General features: G+C 60.6%; 16 protein-coding genes. 5 read left to right on the top strand and 11 right to left on the bottom strand.

The features are described 5' to 3' along the window. Positions 1-467: 467 nt before the first annotated feature. Positions 468-3,269: a PLL family lectin gene (locus WN72_RS35335; protein WP_143130867.1), complete on the top strand. Its 2,802-nt coding sequence runs from the start codon at positions 468-470 to the stop codon at positions 3,267-3,269. A 363-nt stretch (positions 3,270-3,632) separates the two neighbouring features. Here WN72_RS35335 and WN72_RS35330 read toward each other — a convergent pair whose 3' ends face one another. The 3 genes from WN72_RS35330 to WN72_RS35320 form a co-directional block, all read right to left on the bottom strand. Continuing rightward, the gene (locus tag WN72_RS35330; protein ID WP_092220809.1) at positions 3,633-4,394 is read right to left on the bottom strand and encodes a Crp/Fnr family transcriptional regulator; all 762 of its coding nucleotides are present in this window, start codon (positions 4,392-4,394) and stop codon (positions 3,633-3,635) included. Between the two features lie 425 nt (positions 4,395-4,819). Further along, the gene (locus tag WN72_RS35325; RefSeq protein ID WP_143130866.1) at positions 4,820-5,833 is read right to left on the bottom strand and encodes a helix-turn-helix transcriptional regulator; all 1,014 of its coding nucleotides are present in this window, start codon (positions 5,831-5,833) and stop codon (positions 4,820-4,822) included. A 330-nt stretch (positions 5,834-6,163) separates the two neighbouring features. Next, a complete protein-coding gene (locus WN72_RS35320; RefSeq protein ID WP_194482947.1) occupies positions 6,164-6,328 on the bottom strand; it encodes a hypothetical protein in 165 nt (54 codons plus the stop codon). 250 nt (positions 6,329-6,578) lie between these two features. On the opposite strand from WN72_RS35320, the gene WN72_RS35315 reads away from it, so the two are divergent. After that, positions 6,579-6,815, top strand: a complete 237-nt coding sequence (locus WN72_RS35315; protein WP_092215116.1) for a hypothetical protein — start codon at positions 6,579-6,581, stop codon at positions 6,813-6,815. Between the two features lie 239 nt (positions 6,816-7,054). Here WN72_RS35315 and WN72_RS35310 read toward each other — a convergent pair whose 3' ends face one another. Both WN72_RS35310 and WN72_RS35305 read right to left on the bottom strand, forming a co-directional pair. Then, entirely contained in the window at positions 7,055-7,357 is a 303-nt protein-coding gene (locus WN72_RS35310; protein WP_194482946.1) for a hypothetical protein, read from the bottom strand. 1,852 nt (positions 7,358-9,209) lie between these two features. Beyond that, entirely contained in the window at positions 9,210-10,535 is a 1,326-nt protein-coding gene (locus WN72_RS35305) for an Nramp family divalent metal transporter (RefSeq protein ID WP_092215111.1), read from the bottom strand. A 673-nt stretch (positions 10,536-11,208) separates the two neighbouring features. Here WN72_RS35305 and WN72_RS35300 point away from each other — a divergent pair. Further along, the gene (locus WN72_RS35300) at positions 11,209-12,237 is read left to right on the top strand and encodes a glycosyltransferase family 4 protein (RefSeq protein WP_092215106.1); all 1,029 of its coding nucleotides are present in this window, start codon (positions 11,209-11,211) and stop codon (positions 12,235-12,237) included. Positions 12,238-12,557: 320 nt separating this feature from the next. On the opposite strand, the gene WN72_RS35295 is transcribed toward WN72_RS35300, so the two are convergent. Continuing rightward, on the bottom strand, positions 12,558-13,910 hold the full coding sequence (locus WN72_RS35295) for a carbohydrate porin (protein ID WP_092215104.1): 1,353 nt from the start codon (positions 13,908-13,910) through the stop codon (positions 12,558-12,560). A 233-nt stretch (positions 13,911-14,143) separates the two neighbouring features. Between WN72_RS35295 and WN72_RS47175 the strand changes: the two genes are divergently transcribed. After that, on the top strand, positions 14,144-14,365 hold the full coding sequence (locus tag WN72_RS47175) for a hypothetical protein (protein ID WP_092215102.1): 222 nt from the start codon (positions 14,144-14,146) through the stop codon (positions 14,363-14,365). Further along, on the top strand, positions 14,362-14,784 hold the full coding sequence (locus WN72_RS35290) for a hypothetical protein (protein WP_092215100.1): 423 nt from the start codon (positions 14,362-14,364) through the stop codon (positions 14,782-14,784). The genes WN72_RS47175 and WN72_RS35290 overlap by 4 nt, the downstream gene beginning before the upstream one ends. 316 nt (positions 14,785-15,100) lie before the next feature. On the opposite strand, the gene WN72_RS35285 is transcribed toward WN72_RS35290, so the two are convergent. From WN72_RS35285 to WN72_RS35265, 5 genes are all read right to left on the bottom strand, one after another. Beyond that, on the bottom strand, positions 15,101-16,519 hold the full coding sequence (locus WN72_RS35285) for a TAXI family TRAP transporter solute-binding subunit (RefSeq protein ID WP_092215098.1): 1,419 nt from the start codon (positions 16,517-16,519) through the stop codon (positions 15,101-15,103). Positions 16,520-16,639: 120 nt separating this feature from the next. Continuing rightward, a complete protein-coding gene (locus tag WN72_RS35280; protein WP_244553723.1) occupies positions 16,640-17,194 on the bottom strand; it encodes an MOSC domain-containing protein in 555 nt (184 codons plus the stop codon). A 38-nt stretch (positions 17,195-17,232) separates the two neighbouring features. Then, a complete protein-coding gene (locus WN72_RS35275; RefSeq protein ID WP_092215095.1) occupies positions 17,233-18,915 on the bottom strand; it encodes a DNA polymerase/3'-5' exonuclease PolX in 1,683 nt (560 codons plus the stop codon). Positions 18,916-19,383: 468 nt separating this feature from the next. Further along, positions 19,384-20,655 (bottom strand): DUF892 family protein, encoded by a 1,272-nt coding sequence (locus WN72_RS35270; RefSeq protein ID WP_092215091.1) that lies wholly within the window; start codon positions 20,653-20,655, stop codon positions 19,384-19,386. Positions 20,656-20,824: 169 nt separating this feature from the next. Next, the gene (locus WN72_RS35265) at positions 20,825-21,448 is read right to left on the bottom strand and encodes a hypothetical protein (protein WP_092215383.1); all 624 of its coding nucleotides are present in this window, start codon (positions 21,446-21,448) and stop codon (positions 20,825-20,827) included. Positions 21,449-21,472: the final 24 nt, after the last annotated feature.

Genomic DNA, 21,472 nt, shown 5'->3' with positions numbered 1-21,472 from the left:
CAACGACAGTTTGTCTGTCAAATTGTGGGAGTTGAGGGTTTGGAGAGCATACTGCGAACCAGAGACGAGCACTTACATCAAGGGCTTGGTACTTTGCCGTCTGCTTTGTTGGATTCGGCATGAGTCGCCGCAGTCGCGCGCGAATTGATTCGTCGTGATTGTTGAGCCCGGGAGTCTGCTCCGGCACAGCCAATCGCGGACTCAACCGGGCTTGAGCGCCATCACGGCCGCGAGAGCGTTCAATAATTTGTTGGCGATCCGATTGCCTTTTGTGAACCTTCTCACATTGAAACCCAATCGGGCGGATCATCATGCAGCAACTCAAAGCAGCATAGCTCTGTCTGAGTCCCCAAGCGCAACCGACAGCATCGAAGTCAACTGGAAGGACTAAAACGATGTATCGGAGATCAGTGATCGCCCTCGCGGCTCTGTTGGCCACGGCCTCGCCACTCTGTGCCCAGACGCGAGTGTTCGATTTGACCACAGTCAGCCAAGTCGCCGAAGTGCCGTTGATGCTCAAGGAACGTGCCGACGGTCACATCATAGAGCTCCGAAATATTGATCCACAGAATGCTGCAGCCCTCGACATTGTCGGTGCATCGGGCGAAGCCTTTCAAAGTCTTCAGGCGCAAGCCCGCCCGAATGGGATTGTCCTACCTTCTACCGCTGCGGGTAGCTTTACGCTGATCGTGCGCGCACAAGCGTCAGACACGCTCTACGTCGCAGACGTGTGGTTAGACGGCGCACTGCTCAAATCAAAAATTCGGTTCTCTGGCGGCACCGCTTTGACGATACCTCGGCTAGGCGTGGGGGAAGAGATCGTGGGGGTTGCCAGGCCAAACGGACCCACCGAGCACGTCGCCTACCTTATGAGCGCCGACGGCGCCAATGTCCTAGCGCGGGATAAGGGCCCCGTCACACATTTGCGCCGGCGAGAGGCTGGGGACACCGTGGTTATGTTCGGTGCCCTTTCGGAGAAAACCGGAGCGATACGCGTCTATCGCAACGACTTTGCGAACGACACTGATGGCGACGGACTGGGGGACGCCCTGGAAAACGTACTTGGGATCTGCGCAAGCCGGCGGGCCTCAGCCCCTGGAATCAACTGTGCCTTAACCGCTGACACACGCGACACTGATGGCGACGGACTATGGGACTCCTGGGAGGTCATGGGCGTCAACGGCCAGGCGCTACCAGCCTGGGGCGCAGACCCGCGTCACAAGGACATCTTCGTCGAGGTGGATTTCAGACGTCTTACGCTCGCCGACAACCAGAGTGGTTTGGCCTTGCGCATGACTCCGGCAGTGGCACGTCAGATGGCCAGCATCTACGCAGACTCGGCTACGACCGACGCGGCGACTCGCGCCACGCACGCGCAAGATGTCGGAAATCCCGACGGTCAACCGGGAGTGAGCTTGCACCTCGATATCGGTGTTCCGCCCGAGACGCCGGCCGATGCAACCACCTACGGAGATTGGGGTGGCTATACAGCTGTCGATGCGGTGCCCGACGGGCAGGGCGGATACATGCCACAACCCCCCGCGGCCGCGATGGCAAGCAATATGGATACAGCCCGGCGTGGTCTCTTTCACTACGTGCTCGGCTACACGACAGGCGGAGGCTCCTGCGGCACAGGCATCGCCTGCGGATTCAATATGAACAGCGCCGGAAACTCGGCACACGAGTTCGGTCACACACTTTTTCTGGATCACAATGGCCCGTCGGGAACACATGAGCCAAATTGCAAACCCAACTACCCAAGCTTGATGAACTACGCGTTTCTTGACACCGGAGTCTTGATGTTTTCTGACGGTCAAACATTACCGACGTTGAACAATCATTCGCTCGTCGAAACCGGTATCGTGAGCCCGGGCAACACTCCGTTCCTCACTACGCTCAAGTCGAAGTTCCGTTACAAGGTCGATGCCGCGACGGGCAGCGTGGACTGGAATCGTGACGGGACATTCGCGCCGGCCAACGCTCCGGTGCGTGCGTACGCGAACCTCCTGCCGGGCAACTCAGGCGGATGCGAGTTTACCCGAGAAGGCGAGCAATTAGTCGGAGCCAAGAGCCAGCGAAGTCCAGCCGTAGTGAGGTATTACGACCACATCTGGGTCTTCGCAGTGACGCTCGACAACAAGCTCGATTACACCTACACGATGCACACTTGGGGCTGCAGCAATATCGATGACTGTCCGACCCCGGACTTCTCTCCGCACGGAATCCAAGACATCGGACCAATCGATGGTGTGGATGTTGCGGTCATTAGGGTCAACGGCAAGCCGCTTATACTGATAGTGGCGATCCGGCCTGATGGCTCGCTCGTAGAAACCTGGATGCACCAGGAAGGCGGATTAAATGTGTGGGAGAGCACAGTCACGATTCCAGCGTCGCCGGCGGCAGGTGAACCTTCGCTTGCGGTCTCTCGCGACGGCACAAGCGTTGCGCTTGCTTACCGCGGAACGGACAACATTGTACGCTTTCGTTGGCGCGGAGCGGCAAGCTGGGGCCCCGAGCAGGAGGTACTCGTAGCGGGCCAACCAGTCTCGATGCACCCACAGACATCGCCTGGCCTAGCCTTCACCGGATTGCCAATAGGCATCGCGATCGGGTCGGAAGAGATCGTTGGGGCGTTTGCCGATTCAAACGGCGACATACAGTTGTACACACCTGCTAGCTTTCCTCATCATCAGGGCTGGGTGCGTCTGAGCATTCCCTATGAGCCAATGCACTCGGCGATCGGGCGTCCGTCAATGGCCTGGACAGGTGGTCCGATGACAAATGCGCCGGCGGCCGACCGAACCCTTACACCAGGAATGGTGGCAACAGGCGCGGAGGCATCATTGGAAGTGCCTTCAACGACTTATGGTCGATTTTATATCGTCTATATTAGCGCAAACCCGCCGGTTACAGGAGCTACAAATCCCAACCCCGTACGTATGCAGATGACATACGTCGACGACACCGGCCGACTGAGAATCGGTCTCGACTCTTTTTTCGACAACGTGTGGTCTTATGCATTCGGTATCGATCTCTTGCAGCCGGGAGAGGTCGGCTTACATGCGGCCGAGACGTACTCGATCCCAAACGCCGGCGCTCATCCGGACTCGCTATATCAGGTTTCGTTCCGTCCCCACGCCGACGGAATCTCCAACCTTTCGTACAGCAATAAAAACGACTGGCCAGTAATCGCTTGGGCGTCATGCTCAGTTCTAGCGGGCACGCAAAATGCTTCGATGCATGTCAGCTGTCCACCAAAGCCCTGGTAATAACGCGATTTTTGAAATGTCCGCTTGATAAAGGCCGAAGTCTGATCGGCCGCGTGGGCGGATCAGCGCATCATCGAAAAATTCAGGAAGTTGAAACACATCGGCTTGGATCTGGCGGAGCCCGAGCGGGGGGCCGGGCGAAGCCCGCGCGCTGCGTGAGCTGGCCGAGCCGTCTGTGACGCCAAAGCCTATCCGTTCGTCACTGATAAGGTTTGGTCGCAAATGGAGTCATACGAAACTTCAAGACGGGGTTGTCCACGTAAGAACTACTCGGCGTACCGATGTCGGTCCTCCCAGGAGAGCATTATCCGCTGCCTGACGCCGGCCATGTCGAACGCGAGAGCAGCCTCAATACTGGGGTCATCAGGAAGGCGAGTGCTGCGCATGTGCAATATTCGGCGAGCCCACTGGTAGCTCCTCATCATACATGCGGTTGATCCTGTCTCGCATCAGGCCATAGCACTCGCACGCAATCGTCCCAAGTCGCGTTCGGTCGATCTCCAGCACTCCTCGCTGCTCTGAAATGATGCCGCCGGTCTCTCGAAGTTTGCGCATCGTTAGCGTCACGGTCGTTCGGCGCACCCCAAGGAGATGAGCTAGCGCCTCCTGCGTCAACTGAATTCGGCTGGCTCCAACTCGGTCGTGAATATCGAGCAGCCATCGGGCCATACGGCATTCCACCGAATGGACCGCGTTGCAGGCGGCCACGTTCTGAAGCTGCAACAATTGCGTGCGAAAATGGAAACGAAGAACACGTCGAATCGCAGCGCTTTGCTCAAAGGCACGTTGCAGTTGTGAAACAGGCACATGGAGCGCGGTTCCGGCCACATAAGCCGTTGCCGTGACTGGCGACCGCGACCGCGCGGGACTTAGAATGGAGAGAGCGCCGACCGCTCCTTCTGAGCCCATGAGAGTGGACGCAACGATCTGACCGTCCGACATCTCTACTAGGAACGATATCGCGCCGCTGCAGGGAAAATAGACATGCCTGAAGTCGTCTCCTGTTCGGACCAGCACAGCATTGAAGCCGAAAGCCGCTTTCTGAAGGTGGGGCGCAAGCAAGTTGAAATCGGCTGAGGGTAACGCCGCCAAAAGCCTATTCCCAATACCGGCCTGAAGCGCCATCGCGGATGTTCTCTTGAACCGCGCAGAAACAAGTCTGAAACCCGCGTTAGGAGCGTACGTTCCTAACCGTCTATTTTCGGGCGGTCCAAGCTGCTAGCGGCTCGCAAGCCGCCGGGTGGCCGATCTTCGCGATTTCGCTCTCAGCTCAACAAGGGATCGCCGACAGTCACGGGAACCTGCCACTAACGGCAGTTGAGTTTTGTATTGGTAAGCTTGGCCAGGAGGAGCGCCGGACGATGGAGGAGATGCTAAAGGCTCTAACCGCGCATTTCGGCTTTGCTCTATGGCCCTTCCTGCGGGTCTCCTATGCGCTGGCGTGGCCTTGCTCGATGTCCGGTAGCCGGCGCGCCTAGACTCCTGTACGGCCCTTCCTGCGGCCTTGCCCATGATGCCTCGCGCCACCGCTTCCGGGGCGTATCCGCGTTTCAGCGGCCGTCGCCAGCGCATTGTGAGGGGGCGCTGGATGACTTCTGCCGCACGATTGATGCGGCGCGCACGCCTGATGGCGTCTCGCCGAAGCGTCGGCGGAACGAGCGATTGAAATGAGAAAGGTCACCAAAGCCGACTGCAAACGCGATATCGATGATGGCCAAATGCAGATGGTGCGGGTCAGTCAACATCCCGAAGGCGCGCTCAAGCCGACACCCTGCAAGGTGCTCGGTGAACGACTTTCCGCTCCCCTCGAGCAATTTTTGCACGTATCGCCGCGACATACCGAGCGTTCCAGCAACATTGTCCAGATCGAAATTGGGATCGCCGAAGCGTTGCGCGACCTCCGCCAGGATCGCCTGAAGCTTGGCCGCCTTCACACCCCGCTGCGTAACGATGTTTGCAGCTTCGGCGGTCGGCCCGAGCGTTGCGGCCACGAGATCGAGGAGATGTACGCCGACGGTGGAGGCAAGTTTTGATGACGGAGGTTCCTTGAAGGATGCGAGCGACCGCAGGTAGCGGCCGAGCAGTCTAAGCGCCGGTCCGCGATGCACCGGCCGACCTGAAAGATCTTCCGGCTGCGCAACCAGAGACCTAAGGGCGGCAGCCTGCACGGTCACGAACTTGACGCTGGCGCCACGCGACCCAAATACTCGCAGCGGCCTTCCCCGGTCAACCAAACAAGCGGAGCCGGCATCATAGACATGTTCCTGGCCAGCATTTGTAAATTGGACCGGTCCAGCCTCGACGATGTTCAGTCCGAATTGGTCACGGCTATCCTTGAGGTGGTGCTTGCAGCGGATGAACTCCACCGGCGTGGTGACAATGCTACAAACGCCAACCGCGCCGAGTGACAAGTAGGTGACGTCGATACGCGGACGGCCGCCGCTGTGATCTATCACATCCAAGGCGAGGTTCAGCCGCGCAAACTCCTCACGGAACGTGGAGAATCGAGCGCGCTCCGGCAGCATCTCGGTTGACCATCGCAAAAGGGCAGATGACGTTGGCATGCCCGGCCTCCCGTTTCGCTGCTCAACCACGCAAGTACGACTGAGCCGCCCGACAAATATCTGTAAATTCCTCGAATGACGCCAAGACGCCTCAGAATGAGACTATATCGGACTGCGCTTCGGTGCAGCTGTAAGGTGGATTACAAGGTAGGACTTCAAGAAAATGTCGAGGAATTTCCCGTCAGACTTTCGATGCTGACACGGTTCGCATCGAGGTTGCGATGATGCGGGAAATGCCGTAACTGCACGAAAAGATTTCCGCGTAACGGCTACGAGAAGATTGCAGATCATTCGGTAGATGATCGAGTCATTCGGTAGATGATCGAGGCCTCACTGCGGCCAATCCTTGCAGAGAGTGATGCCGATCATGATCAGCGAGCCGATTGCGACCGCCACCGGGCAGATAAGGGGCAACTCTTCCAGCACGCTGATAAAGACCGCCCGGGAGCGGAGAGTTCTCTTCATATGCGCAAAGCGCCAACCTGCCGCACCCATCGGACATCTCCGTTTGGCCCCCAGCAGCAGCGGTTTGATATTCAGCGCGAAATGGGGCCGAGCTATTACCAGTTCGGGTGTTCCCTAAGGCAAGGTGAAGGAACCCTTTAGCTTATAGGGACGCGCGTTACCGACAGAATGATCCGCAGCGATTGCCGTCGTGATAAGCCACGCGGCTTTGATTGGACCCCGCGCACACCGGGGTCGTTCATGATCCGAGGAATATTGCTTTGGCTAGGAATATCGCCGCATGTGGAACTGGATGATGCTCGGGCTGGAAAGCAACCGCGTGATCGCCCTACGGATGGCGAAACTGATGCGTGGCGGCAAAGCCGCTCAACGTGAAGCCCAACTCATGGTGAGTGAGAAAATCTTTGCGGCGGCGAAGGCCGGTAAAAGCCTGATGGCCGGGGCATCCGGAGACAAGATTGTCGCGCAGTATCGAAGGAAGGTTGCGGCCAACGCCAAACGGCTCAGCCGCAAATAGGCGGGATGCGAGGCCACGTTCCAAAGTTCACAAATGCACAATTCATTCTTGGAACGAGGAACGACCCGACACAGCGACCGTTGGCCGACAGCCTGAAATTGCTTCGGAGCCAGCATGTCGGAGGACAGGAAGTCCAAGAAGCCTACGGAACCAGCGAAATCGCGCGAGGAAGAAGCTCGCGAGGTCGCGCAAGAATATGCCGATCAGCAGCGCGAGTTCATCGACAAATTTCGCAAGCATCAGGACGGGCACGCTGGGTAAGTTGCTTGGCGGTCGCGCCGCCGGAGAGACAATGAAGCCGGAAGAACGCCAAACAGGGGCGCTCTGATTTCCCGGACTGTCATCTCGGCCAGAGCGACGGCATCACTAACGCCGCGCCTGTGAATGCCGATCATCCTCTTGGCTACTAGATCACAAATCGGATCGCTTCGATCCACCAAGTCGAGCTTGCGCAGGGCGTGGTTGAAGGCCAGTTCAAGAACGTGTTCTTGTTCGCGGGTAAGATCAATATTCGCAATCAGCCGTGAAATCGGCATGACCATTGCTCCCTTGTTTAGGCGGGAGCGCAACTGGTCTCTCCGTCACCGATTGAAGCCGCGGACCGGGCGGTGAAAGAACAACGCTGTTCGGTGGCGGCTTAGCAGTCAATCCTCTGAGAGTGACAAGAAGAGCACGATAAGTGTCCTTCATCGTCCTGTCTCGGTAGGTATCAGCTTGGCCTCGAGGTTGTCGGCGCGTAGCCGGTTCTCCTCCCGATTTTGAGCAAGGCCGCCATTGTGCGCTAGTCAGCGGACAGAGCTGCTTGATGGCGTCTCAAGAAAAGCGGCCCCAACTCGGGGGGGCTGAGTTGGGGCCGAGACTACGCGGGGGCCAGCCTGATGGGGTGATGCTAGCCCCATGGCCCAACGTGCACAGGGCTCGGGCGTTCTAGCGATATGGCAACAGATGTATGGGGTGGCGCGACCGGGTTGCGTCGGAACTTGGGAATTCCAAGCACGTCGCACCGCCTCGTCCCAAAAGGCGGCCCCAACTGGCCGGCGGGCAAAGTTGGGGCCGAGAAAGCTGTTCGGGCCAAGGGCATGATGCTGGCCCAGCGGAGTTCGGCGCGTGCGTCCAGTACGCCATCGACAAGGGTTGGCTGGGGCTGCACGTGAGCGGCACCTATGTCCGCTGCTGTCTCCGGGCCAGACCTGCTCGATAATCAAGTTAGCCGACTGATCCACCTACTGCGGGCGTCAGTCGATCGCGCATCTCACCAACACACATTCACTGGTCTGAGCCTCCAACCCCAGCCAGTCCAGACGCGACGCCATCGCGTGCAACCGCCATACGCTGCGTAACTCCAACCCGGCGCTCCCCAGCCCGGTCCCCAAGCGGGTCCTCCCCACCCCCAGCCGGGTCCCCAAGCTGCCGCGCTGGCGAGCCCAAGGCCGAGACCTATGCCCACAGCTGGTGCTCCCCATCCGCCGCCGCGCCAACCGCCGCCGCGCCAACCGCCTCCCCAACCGCCGCCATGCCAACCGCCGCCGTGCCATCCTCCATGAAAGCCGCGTTGGGCGGACGCTGCACTAGGCACCAGAGCAAGCACCGCTGCGACACTGAGAGCGAAAAACGCCTTCTTGATCATGACAACCTCCGGTTTGCGTTGCGCGGCATAAACGCTTCGCGATCACCTTTGTTCTGATCGCGCCCAACTTGCTTCAAATGATTAGGTCTCACGACTGCCTACGGACCAGCAGGAACAACACAGCGGCGGTGAAATTTGGTTGCTCGTTAGCCCTTCTCGCGGACTGGCCCGAAGGGTTGGCGGGGCGGCTCCGGGTCCCCCCCGGGTCAACCGGAGCCGTCTTTCCTCTAACCCGGTCGTCTCGAATTTAATCTGCAATCCCGGTTCATTTTCGTACAGACGAAGAGGAATCCCGTGGCCGAGATTACTGCCAGCGCATGCGTTGAGTTAAGGTGCGCTGGCGGCCCCGGCTCGTCACCTGCCAGCCTGGAGATGGGCTTGGGGCCGTTCCGCCACAATGCTCGACACGTGCGTGCTCACGCACCGAGACGGTTCGACGCGGATTGATTGCTCTGCGAAGTGGATCGGCCATGACCGCGCTCACTTGCTAGTGCAGGTGGAGCGCAATCGGTCTCTCAGCCACCGGCGCCTACGCCGCGCGCAAAATCGTCACCGTGTGCTGGCGTTCAGGATCGCGCGCGGGCTCAGCCGCGCCGAACTGGCGGAGCGCCTCGCCCACCGAGGCCGAGGTGATTGCGTGGGAGACTGACTGCCGGATTTTCACGGAGAGGCCCACCAGCCGTCGGGAAATGGCTCCAATCAAGTCCGCCAGACTTGGTTGTCGTTCGCAGACCGATCGCTTGGCGGCGATACTGCCGGGGATACGCTCACCCCCCTATCGAGCAGGCCATGCCCACGATGCACAAGAACATCGCCGCTGTCGCGATCCAGCCGAGCCAATAGACCGTCCCCGAAACCACCAAGTCGCCCATGACCGATTTTCGCCGCACCAGCAACATCATCACCGTCATGATCGGCGCAGCCAACACACCGTTGATGACCGCGCTCCAGTAAAGCGCCTTGATCGGGTCGAGGGCCGTGAAGTTGAGAGCGATACCGAGCGCGACCGATAGTGCGAGCACGCTGTAGAAGGCGACAGCTTCTTTCGGCTTTCGCGATAGTCCCACCGGCCACTTGCGACCCTCCCCGATCGCGTAGGCGGTCGAGCCGGCCAGGACGGGGATCGCAAGCAACCCCGTCCCGATGATGCCGAGCGCGAAGATCAGCTCGGCCAGGGCTCCCGCGACCGGCCTCAAGGCTTCGGCGGCCTGGGCGGACGATTCGATGTCGGTCTTGCCGGACGCGTGCAACGTGGCGGCCGTCGTCATGATGATGGCGACGGCGATGACGTTCGATACCGCCATGCCCACCAGGGTATCGATCCGGATCCGCTTGACTTCCTCGTCCTCCTTGTGCGGCTCGCGTTTCAGCGGCTTCTTGTCGGGATCGATCCGCTGATCCTCCGCCTCCTGAGAGGACTGCCAGATAAACAGATAGGGCGAGATCGTCGTCCCGAGGATCGCGACTAGGGTCGTCAGAAACGGCCCGTTCCATTGGATATTTGGGACGAGCAATCCTTTCAGAGCCTCGCCCCAAGGCACCTTTGCCAAAAACAGCGCGATCACGTAGGCGAAAAGCACCAGCGTCAGCCACTTCAGAATGGCCACGTAACGCTCATACTTGAAGAAGATTTGCGCGATCACCGAGACCGCGCCGAAGACCACAACGTAGAGCGTTGCCGGACCGCCGATCAGAAGCTTGAGGGCGTCGCCCATCGCCCCAAGGTCGGCGGCGACGTTGATCGTGTTGGCGACGAAGAGCAGGACGATCATGGACCAGATGACGGGCGCGGGGAAATTTCGGCAGACGTTTCCGGCGATGCCGTGGCCCGTGACGCGGCCGATCCGTCCCGAGATTTCCTGGATCGCAGCCATCAACGGATAGGTGATCAGCATCGTCCAACCGATGCCGAAACCGAGCTGGGCGCCCGCCTGGCTATAGGTGCCGATCCCGGAAGGATCGTCGTCCGAAGCGCCCGTGATGAGACCGGGCCCCAAGCGCTGCAAGAAGCTGTCCTGATCTTCATTTTCGATCGGCTTCTTCTCCGCACCCGCCTTCGCCGCCACGTCCGACCTCCAACCGTTTCCGTCCATTGAGCGGTCAACGCTCTGGCCGGCTGAAGGGTCCGGCATAACGTCTTCGGGCCAGCAGGCATGAACTTTCGTTGTAACGATGGGGTTGGCGGATAGAGAGCACTGTGCCTCCAGCGGAGCCTTCGGTGCAGCCGGCGTCCTTACTTCTGCTGCGAGGGGCGCCGGCCGAAGCCAACGTCTGCAGCGCCGACGCGCGGCACGCGAGCGAGTTCGCGCAAAAGCATTCTGAAGGCGCGCTTTCTCCGGGTTGGCTACGGGGGCGGGAAAAACTGGAAACTTTGCTGACCGCCTTGCGTTGGCAACGACTGGGTTTGTCTCCGGAGAGTGAGGCATGATTGACGAAGTCACCTTGAAGAACGCCACGGAGACCGCCTGGACGGTGTATCGCGCGCGGCATCCTGATGTCGGCACCGACGATAGCCGGCGCTGCCTGCTACAGCGCCACCTGCACAGGAGATGGGAAGAGCGACAGAGCAGCACCGAAGAGCTTGCCAGCTTCGGAATAGCCTACCTACACCGGCTTCCCCGCGACGAATGTTGACGAGTATGAAAATGCTCGTCGCGCGCGCAGCCAACGGAAGCACAAGGCCCAGTTGGACGCTGCTCGCGATTTCGTTCCTCATCTCCGCCGTCATTGTGGTCGGCTTGCGCATCGCGTTTAGGGCCTAGTTCGATGCGAATCGCCCAGCTTGCCCCGTTGGCCGAGAGCGTTCCTCCGAAGCTTTACGGCGGCACCGAGCGAGTAATCTCCTGGCTGGTGAACGAACTGATCGATCTCGGACACGACGTTACTCTGTTCGCCAGCGGCGACTCGAGCACGAAGGCCAAGCTTCACCCGGTGTGGCCGCGCGCGCTGCGACTGGGACGAAGGGGCGTCGATCCGAACGCCGCCTGCGCGATGATGATCGAAGCCATCGCCGAGCGCGCGCGTGACTTCGACGTAATTCATTCCCATGTCGATTGGTTGCCGCTGCCGGTGCTGAGCCGGACCGGCGTGCCGTTTCTGACGACCATGCACGGCCGGCTTGACCTTCCTGGCTTATCCGACGTGATCGGGACTTTCTACCGGGCCCGTTTCGTCTCGATCTCCGACAACCAGCGCCGTCCGCTTCCGGACGCGAACTGGATCACGACGATTCCGCACGGACTGCCCAAGGATCTGTTTCGGCCCTCCTACGAACCGGGTTCGTACCTCGCCTTTCTTGGGCGGCTCACGGCCGAGAAGGGGCCGGAAGCTGCGATACGCATCGCACGCGCTGTCCGGATGCCGCTACGGATTGCGGCCAAGATACCCCGCTCGGAAACGGCATATTTCAAGAAGAAGCTCGAACCCGAGATCGACGGCGAGAAGATCCAGCTCGTCGGCGAGGTGGACGAAGTCCGGAAGCAGCCTTTCCTGGCAGGGGCCGCCGCCTTGCTGTTTCCGATCGATTGGCCCGAGCCCTTCGGCCTCGTCATGATCGAGGCGATGGCGTGCGGGACGCCTGTGATTGCCTACCGTTCCGGATCCGTGCCGGAAGTGGTGGAGGACGGCGTAACAGGCTTCATCGTGGAGAGCGAAGAGCAGGCGATCGAGGCCGTCAAGGAAGCCGCCCGGCTGGATAGAAGAAAGGTCCGCGCCCGCTTCGATGCGCGCTTCCTCGCAAGTCGCATGGCGCGAGAGTACGAAAGCAGATATCGCGAGCTGACCTTCCAAGCGTGAGACCAGCTCTGAGCGTCACACAGTTCTGAGTGAATGAGGGAATGGCCGCAACGGTCACAAGCGAACCTCGCTGGGGCTTTAGCGTGCGTCCGGTTTGCGCCCCATAGCAGCGCTCGCCCGCCGCCCCTTGCCACGAGCCCGGCGCGGGCCATGCGGTAGAGTGTGGTGCGGCTGACGAGGACTCGCGCTTCGTTACGTCGCCGTTTGGCGTAGCGCAGATAGGACGCAGGCATCTCTTCTTGGCCAAGGGGGCGGGGGAGGGAAAAATATGCGGCAAAGCATACTTGCTTATGGTCCGTGACTTGGCGTGACTTGGCGTCCTAGAACTTGAGCGTGGTCCTGAGGCCAAACACAGACGCGTTCTTGAGAGCCTTTCCGGCCAGGGGCCCTGCAGGTAACGTTGCGCCCGCACCCGGGTGGACGATGTATTGAAAGTTCGGCTGTACCGTCCAGCCGTCCCTGATCTGATATTGGTAGACGGCCGTCAGCAAACCTTCGAAGCTTCGCACTGGCCAATTGGGATTCACCAACGTGCGGTAGTCCGCGTCAAGGGCCTGCGCCCGTTTGGAGACATGGGCATAACCTGCAGCGATCCCGAACTTGTCATCGGGCCGGTCGTCGCGAAGCCCGATGAACTCGATGCCGGCATCGGCATAGAGATCGATCAGGTTGCGATCGGCGGGCGCGCCGGCCGCCCTTGCGAATACGCCTATCCCACGATCATCGCTGTGGGGCACGCGATAGATCTGTTGTTCGAACACGGCCCACCCGCCAAGGTCTCCTGACAATAGGAGGGGCTCGCCACTGTTACCGGGAGCGGCCATAGATACATCGTTCGACGTGAACTGCTGGTCCGCGAAGGCGCCGAAGTGCCGCCAGCCGCCGAACTTGATCTGGCCGGTCAGGTTCGGGTCGCCCTTCTTGTTGTTCCAAGCATACTGGATCTGTCCGAGCAGCAACGGGGGATCGTTGATGCGAAAATTTACGCCATAGCGATTGCGCTCCTGGGGGTCGCCAGGGCCCGGCCCGGCCTGATCGCCGTCGAAAATTCCGCCCAGCAGCGAAAGCTGGTCGGTCACGTTGACCAGCAGTCTTGCGCCCATAGCCGCCAAAGGTGGCGATGGTCCGCCGCTGGGAAGATCGAGCGACGTGATCGCGGGCCAACCCATTGAGGCGTTGGTGAACACGTCCGTATACTTGGTGTTGAAGAATTCGCTGTCGGCGGCAAGCTGGCCGACTTTGAGTGAGATTCTCTTCGCGCCCCATTGCTTCTCGAAATAGGCCTCGTAGAGACGAGTTGACGGCAGTGCCTCGATTCCGCTGACGACGAAGAAGTTCTGAAGATTGCTCCGGGACAAGCCGTCGCCATGGATCTGGAACATGTTGGCGTGAAAGGTGAGCTTGTCGATGCCAACGAGCTTCTGCAGGTCGACATCCACGGCGAGGTTCAGGCGGCCTTCGTAGATAGCGCCCTGTTTCAGGCCTCCCGAAGCATTCCCAAGCACCTCGCCGATGTAAGTGGCCGCGAACTTCACGCCGTACTTCTGCAGCGGATTGGGCAGAAGGCCGAGCGTCTTTTCCTCCACGGTGCTCTCACCCGTGTCTGGATCGGCCGGCTTGTCGTCGTCGGTCTTCTTGTCCTCCTGGGCCGCCGCACCGGCTGCCAGAAGCAAGACGACCGACGTCGCAAAAGCTGCCTGCTTATATGCTCGCCTCGGCCTCGACACGCAGATCCTAATCTTCAAAGCTAGCCTAGGATTGCCTGATCTTGCTAGGCCAGTCCACCGTGGAAGATGTCTTCTAGAAAGCTGGTAAGGCTAACTGGCCCATCGCAACATTAACATTGTTGAATCGCTCCGTGCGAAATGTTCGCTACAGTGGGACTTTCCCTTCTGGGGGGTAAGGCATGTTCGATACGGCAACCACCGCGCTTTTGCGCGCGGTCCTCGACGAAGTCTGCGAGAGTGTCTCCCACCGTGAGATCGGAGCACGTACGCACGTCGCATCGAAGATCCTGGAGGCTGCTACTAGAGGCGAGATTTCGCCCGATGGCCTCAGGCAGGTGGGCCGTGAAGCCTTGTCCCGTGTGCCCACAATGTGGCGCTGGTCGATTGGGGGCGGGGCGTGAACTTCCAGGTGACGGTTCTTAAGGTCCTCGTGAGCTATCCGGATGGCTTCGCCGTCATGGAGGACCTCAAACGGGACATGGCTATCCTCGTGACCAGCGGCCGCGAATGGGCGGACCGGACTACGCGCCTCGCGGCACGCGTGCCTGATCTCAATATTTTTTCCCAAGGGCTGGTCGAACGCATAAGCGGCGGGTGGAGGGTGACGTCCAAAGGTCGGGAAGTGCTCGAGTTCATGGAAACGCTTCCAGCGGCGTCCGAGCCGATCCAAACGCCATTTGTCGAGCAGGTTGCGGAGTCGTCCGTCATGCCAGATGCAGTTCCTCCGCTGCGGCAGCCCTTCGATCGGGCCAAGCGACGCCTCGAGCGCGCTCAACGTCGTCGCGAGGCACGCGAACGGGCTAGGGTGAACGCATCCTAGGATGAGATTGCGGAGAAACAAAAAAGGCCGCCTGGCGAGCTGGCGGCCTGGTTAGTTGTGGACTCTCGATTGCCCTACCGCCGTTATGTTGTTCGCGACCATGCGGATCCGATCGGTCAATCCCGCCATAAACGCGCGCTGCGATGCCGAAGGGAGGAAAGCTCAGGGATCGAGCGCGCAACGTTGCGCAGCGGTCCGGCCGAATTGGCGACGTAGAACGCGGTTGCCGCTGCGGCGCTTGTCATCAATCTTCGTCGATGTCGTCGATTGAGGCAAACGGACAAGCTTTGCGGTCGTGGCCGCACGGCGCGGCTCCTCATCGGCGAGAGGCCAGGGTGGGCGCACCGGCAGGGCCCCGCGCCTGATCTATCAGGCCCGCCTGCAATTCCGCGCGCCTCTCCGCAACGGCACGATCGAAAAGTTCGAGCGCCAGGGTGAAGGCGGCAAGATCGTCTTGTTCGAGCGCCCCCTGATCGAAGCAAGCGAGCGCATTTTCAATGATGGCATCGACTTCTCGTTGCGATGTTAACAACACGTTTTCCGATTGGGCGGCGCGAACCTCCGAAGCAGCGGCAAGGATTCGGTTGCGATGAACAGTGCTATCGTCCCTTTCGTCGCGGTTCAAATAACGACGCAGCCATGCGACTGCCGAGCCAATGCCGGACAGAAGTAATAGGGCGAACCAGATGTAGTCGCTGTACTTGTCCAGGAAGGTCCGTTCTGTACCGTTGATGACAGCCGCGGCGCCACGATGGACGGACGGCTCGGCCTCCTTCTCTGTCTCTGGCTTGGTGATGTGAGCGGCGCCAGAGACGTGATGGGTGATGGCGTCGCGAACGGCGAAAAGCTGCCGATAGAAGGCCGCCGCCCGGGCTTCGGATAGCTCTTTCCTGGCCAGGATCAGATGGCTGACGGCGATCGTATCGACCTTTTCCTCCGGCCATGTCGACTTTGCGTTGAAGACACTTGGCGGAATCTCTTCCGCCTCATAGCGCGAGTGCTTCAATGCGATGGCTTCAGATGCGTCGATCGAGAGGAATTTTGGTGTACCGCGCGCGCGGGCTGTCGTTGCGATTGCGTCGGCTGTGATTTTGCTGTCGAGCGGACCCACGGCGAGATACGCATCGATCGTACGATCTTGCGCGAGCTTCTCGATTTCATCCGTGCCGAACTGCGCCACGGCCACCTTGTCCGGCTCAACGCCGGACCCGCTGAGGATGACCCGCAGGACCGACACGTTTGCTGCCGTCCTGCCGATAACGCCCACCTTGTGACCGGCGAGATCAGCGATTTCAGCGATCTTCCCCCCTGGCTTCTTCCTCGCGGACTTGGCGCCTGATCCGGAAAACGACCACAGGACGGCGTAGTTCTTTCGCAGCACGGCGAGCGTCTGCGCGTCCGAAGGCATGCTCAGATCAGCGCGACCGACCGCGAGGTCGGCCTTCCCATCGCCCAGCAGGGCCAGCGATTCGGCCGCGCCGGCGGTCGAGATCGGAGACAGCAGAACGGTCCGGCTTTCGTCGGCAAAAGCCTCGACCATGGCCTCTATCACCGCATGGTCTTCGCTGCCGGGCGGACCAACGGCGACCCGGAGCGTCACAGGCTGCAGGATGTAGTAAAGGGTTCCGGCAGCGGCCAAAAACACCGCGAATCCGACAGCCAAGACCAGCAGCAAAGAGCGGGTCTGCTTCCGCTGAATATCCTGCCTTTTCCTGTCTAGACCGGAGGAGGACATTTGGCTTTCCGAACATCGTTCTCGCGCTCTTGCCTAACGAAGGGCGCTGCGTCCCATCCCTCCTAATGGGAACTTGCGGGCCTCCGAGCCGTTCCCGCGCGTGTGCATGCTTCCTTGCACTCATGGACGGCGGGCGAACAATTGGGCCACAAGACCTAGAGGGCCGGTAATCACGAAAGGCGAACGGGAGCCGAACCCGCGCGGTATGACCGGCCCCAACAATTCCGCCGGCCCACACCAAGCCAGGCACTCTGCATTTGAATGGAGGGCCGTTCCCTCCGACGAGGCCACCTGTCGTTTCAGGCCGGCCTGGAAGCGTTCGATGAGGATGCAGGGCGTCCGGAGGCCGGTCAACTCTATGATCGCTGCGGGTCCAACCTTGATGAGGATCCCGAGCGGCGATCGCTCGAGGTCCAGACCGGCAGTGGTGATGTTCTCGCCAAGCCCTTTCGGTCCGACCTTTAAACCGCCCACTGAGAGGGGTGCAAAGAGTTCGGATCGAATCAGGTGAACTTGGCGCAGATTGGGAAGCCGAGGCTCGCGACGGGCGAGGTAACGATGCCGGACGAACGCGCGCGCGTGCGCGTCGCCTTCGACGCCGTGGCCTTCCACCAGCACGATTTGATCCTGCCGCGGTTTGCTAAAGTGATGACCGCGATCGGCCGCGACGGCCACCACTTTTCCCTCTAGCGAGTGATCGTGCGCCGGCGGCATCAGGCTGCCCGGGCAAGCGACCGGCGCTTCTGGCGGAGGTATCGCGTGAGCTCCGGCAGCGCCATCGCGTTCAGCACCCTATCTGGCGGCACGCCGCCCTTGCGCGCCATCTCGACGCCCCAATGCATATGGTCGAACTCGGGGATCGAGTGCGCGTCAGGGTTGATGCTCATCATGCAGCCAAAATCCAGGGCGGCTTGGTGCCAACGCCAGTCCAGGTCGAGACGCCACGGATGGGCGTTGATCTCGACGACCACGTCATGCCTGGCGCATCTGCGAAGGACCTTCTCGATGTCGATTTCGTAGCCGGGCCGCCGCTGAAGCTGTCGCCCTGTCATGTGGCCAATGATGGTGGTGTGAGGATTGGAGATAGCCCGAAGCAGGCGCTGCGTCTGCGCCTTGCGGTCCAGCTTGAAGCGGCCGTGGATGCTCGCGACCACGAAATCGAAGCGTTCCAGCACGTCGTCCGCATAGTCCAGGGACCCGTCGGCCAGAATGTCGGACTCGATGCCCTTGAGGATCCGGAAATCCTTGCCGAAGTGTTTGTTTAGCAGGTCGGCTTCCCGGTGCTGCTGCGCGATCTCCTCGACCGACAGACCTCCGGCATAGTGCGCGGACTTGGAATGGTCGGCGACCCCGAAATATTCGAAACCGCGCTCGCGAGTTGCTTTCGCCATGGTTTCCAAGGTCTCGGTGCCGTCGGAGGCATCCGTGTGGCAGTGAAGGATTCCGCGCAGGTCCTTGTCGGTGACGAGCTTCGGCAGTTTCCCCTTCAGCGCCAGTTCGACCTCGTTACGTCCCTCCCGGAGTTCGGGATCGATAAACGGCAGGTCGAGAGCGCAATAGATGTCGGCCTCGTCGCCGGCGATCAAGGTACGCCCCTTGTGCAATCCGTCGGCCTCCAAGCGCATTCCTTTTTCAGCGGCCCTTGCTTGGAGCTGCTCGATGTGAGCCGCAGAGCCGGTAGCAAAGAGAAGGGCGGCGCCGAAATGCTTGCGATTCGACACGCGAATTTGTAGTCCGTTCGCCGCGGACGTCTTCGGTGTTCTGCCCGCGTTGGCAGCTTCCGCAACGATCGTGAGATTGCCGACGAGTTCGCAGCCTCGGCGAAAATCGCCTGCGATCGTCACGCGCTTGAGATCAGGGCGGGCCTTGCGAAGCGAGTCCTTGGCGTGCGCGAGCAGGGCGGCGGCGCGGTGGAGGTGGAAGCGGCCTTCTCCGCTCTTCGCGATAGTCAGGCCTTGCAGGATCTTGGTCTGTAGCGTAGCGCCCAGTCCTTTAGTCTTCTTGATGCGATCGTCCTTGGTGGCGGCTTCTAATTCGGCGAGCGAGGTGATGCCGAGATCCTTGTGGAGACGCAGCACTTTCTCAGGACGAAGGCCGGGCACGGCAAGCATCTCCAGCACGCCCTCGGGAAGCTCCTTCCGAAGCTTTTCAAGGCTGGGATGAGTGCCGGTCTTGTGAAACTTGGTGATGATGTCGGCTATTGCGTCGCCGACGCCGGGAATTTCCGTGAGACGATCTTCGGCGATCAGAACATGGAGCGGGATGGCGAGGGCGGCCAAGCTGTCGGCAGCTTGCGCATAGGCTTTTGTCCTGTAGGGGTTGTCGCCACGCAAGGCGGTTCGCTGGGCGTATTCTCGCAGGAGACCTGCTACGGCGGGGGCGTCGAGGCAAGGCACTCAACGAGCCTCCCATCGCGCGCTCCGAGGGCTCGACGGCGCAGACCCACCTTGAGCAGTGCCGTCATCGGGTCGATGAGCGAGAGATCTCTCGAGCTTCTGCGCCGCCCGGAAGTCGTCAAGGTGCTGCGTGTTCGGGCCATAGGCGGCCTTTTTCTTAAGGAGATTGTAAATGAGGCCGACAACGAGCTGAAGATGCTTCGACCGGCCCCGCGACATGGATCGAGCCTTGCAAAGAGCTCGCACAGCGTAGGCCCGGAAGTAGTCAAAGGCGTCTGACATGATGTCGGTAAACGCGAATAACCGCCGATAGTTCGGTCGTGATCCCCGAGGACTGGCGGCCAGCAAGAACGCTACCGTCGTAGGCTACGGCCGGCTGTGAAGTTCCGAGGTCCCTGGCGGTGCGGCCGCCGGAAGGTCGCGTGCGCGCCATCCGGCGGTTTTGAGGATAGCCATCGAGTAGATCAATTACTCCGTCTGCTCCACAGCAGCCGGCATTTTTGCCACCGACATCAGCGAACGGGCCACCTGGTTCAACAGCTGGTCCGCGTTCTCCTCCTCGGCGAGAGACTTCGATAACAGGCTAACGATGGTACTATGACGCAGTTGTTGGGCGAGATTGCGCGCGGTGGTGTAGCCAGCAATCTCGTAGTGCTCGACCCGCTGCGCCGCACCGATCAGTGCGAGGTCGGCAGCCGCATCCTCCTTCTCCTCGCCTTCAGCCATGATTTCCTGGCCTTCCTCGACCAGCCCCATCATGCCTTTGCAGGGCTTGGCCCGCGCGGACTTGCCGAGCATCTCGAAACATTCGTTGATGCGTTCGACCTGGACTTCAGTCTCGGCGAGATGCTGCTCGAACAGCTCGCGAAGCTGATCGAACCGTGCGGCTTGCGCCATTTTCGGCAACGCCTTCGTCAATTGCTTCTCGGCGTGAAGAATGTCGCGGAGCTCATCGACCAGGAGCTCACCCAGGCCGACCTCGTCGACCGCTGGAGAGCTCTCGGTGACGATGGTCGCCGCGGGACTTTGCTCGCCGGACTGGATCGCCGGAGATTCCGTGAAAACCCATTCTCCGCCCTCATTCCACGGACCACGCGTGTCGATCTCGCCGTGATCGCCCGTTCCGGTCGAATCGTTGAAAAACTGGTCGACAAGGCCGGGGGTCGGCGCGATGCGGCCGATGCTGAATGCCGGCTTCGCCATGCTTTCCAGTGCGAGCGAGAAAGCCTTCATATGGGTAATCTCGCGGGTCATGAGGAATTGCAGCGCATCCTTGGTGCCGGCATCGTCGCAGAAGTTGATCAGCCGCTCATAGACGATCTTGGCGCGTGCCTCGGCGGCAATGTTGCTGCGCAGATCGACATCCAGTTCGCCGGTAATTTTCAAATAGTCCGCGGTCCACGCGTTGCCCTGCGAGTTGAAGAGGTTGACCCCGCCGCCGCCCGCGATCGCGATGAGCGGATCGGCCTCCGCAGCCTGGCGGTCGAACTTCGAGGGCTTGAGATGCATGCGAGCGAGGGTGCCGACGATCTCCAGATGGCTCAGCTCTTCGGTGCCGATGTCCATCAACAGGTCCTTGCGATCAGGGTCTTCGCAATTGAGTCCTTGTATCGAATATTGCATCGCCGCCGCGAGCTCGCCGTTGGCGCCGCCGAACTGTTCGAGAAGCATATTGCCAAAGCGGGGATCCGGCTCGTCGACGCGAACGGTGTACATCAGTTTCTTGACGTGGTGATACATTGAAGGCCTCGAAGTTCAGGACAGATATACAGTCCCGAACGATGGGCATCACGCTTCGTTCCTAGTGAAAACACGTTCGACGAGGTCCGATCAGATTGCGCACGCACTGAAAAAGGCCCGCCAGAGTTTGGCAGGCCTTCTTCTCAAGTCGTGTGGTCCGCCGATCGACCTAACGGACGCCAGTGCGGTAAAGTTCGCGCTCCTTGCGCACCTCGTCGGCGCCATAGGGCTTGGCGGAAGGATCGAAGTTCGTCCAACCGGATTTCTGCCAGGCCGCGCGACGGTCGCTCAAGTTGACCGACGATTGATCCAGAATGGCCTCGATGCGCGCGCGATCCGCCTCGGGCACACGTGCCGAAACCAGAGTGCCGCCGCGCCTTACGCCTTCGGCGTAGAGCGCAGCGTCTTCGTGGGACACGCCAGCCTGCGTGAGTGCGCCAATGAGTCCGCCGGTTGCGGCACCGGCCGTTGCCACCAATGCGGCTGACGCGAGCCACCCGGCGGCCACGACAGGGCCCAGGCCCGGAATCGCAAGTAGCCCGAGACCGGCGAGCAGGCCCGCCGCACCACCGAGGCCAGCGCCGATGCCGGCTCCGGTCGCGGCGCCTTCTGCTCGATCGTCGACGCCGTCGCGGTCACGATCCACCTTCTTGTTGTCGGTGCTGTACCAGCTGTCTGAATTGTTGGCGACGATGCTGAGATCTGAATGCGGCACGCCCGCCGTTTCGAGGTTGGTGACGGCGCGCTGAGCATCCGCATAGCTGTCGTAAAGGCGCGAAATTGGAATGGTCATGTTCTTTTCCACTCTTAGTTCTGT

It is taken from the genome of Bradyrhizobium arachidis (assembly GCF_015291705.1).
Lineage (GTDB): Bacteria > Pseudomonadota > Alphaproteobacteria > Rhizobiales > Xanthobacteraceae > Bradyrhizobium > Bradyrhizobium arachidis.
Note: the sequence above shows the minus strand (reverse complement) of the source record. Positions and strands in the feature narration are given on the sequence as shown.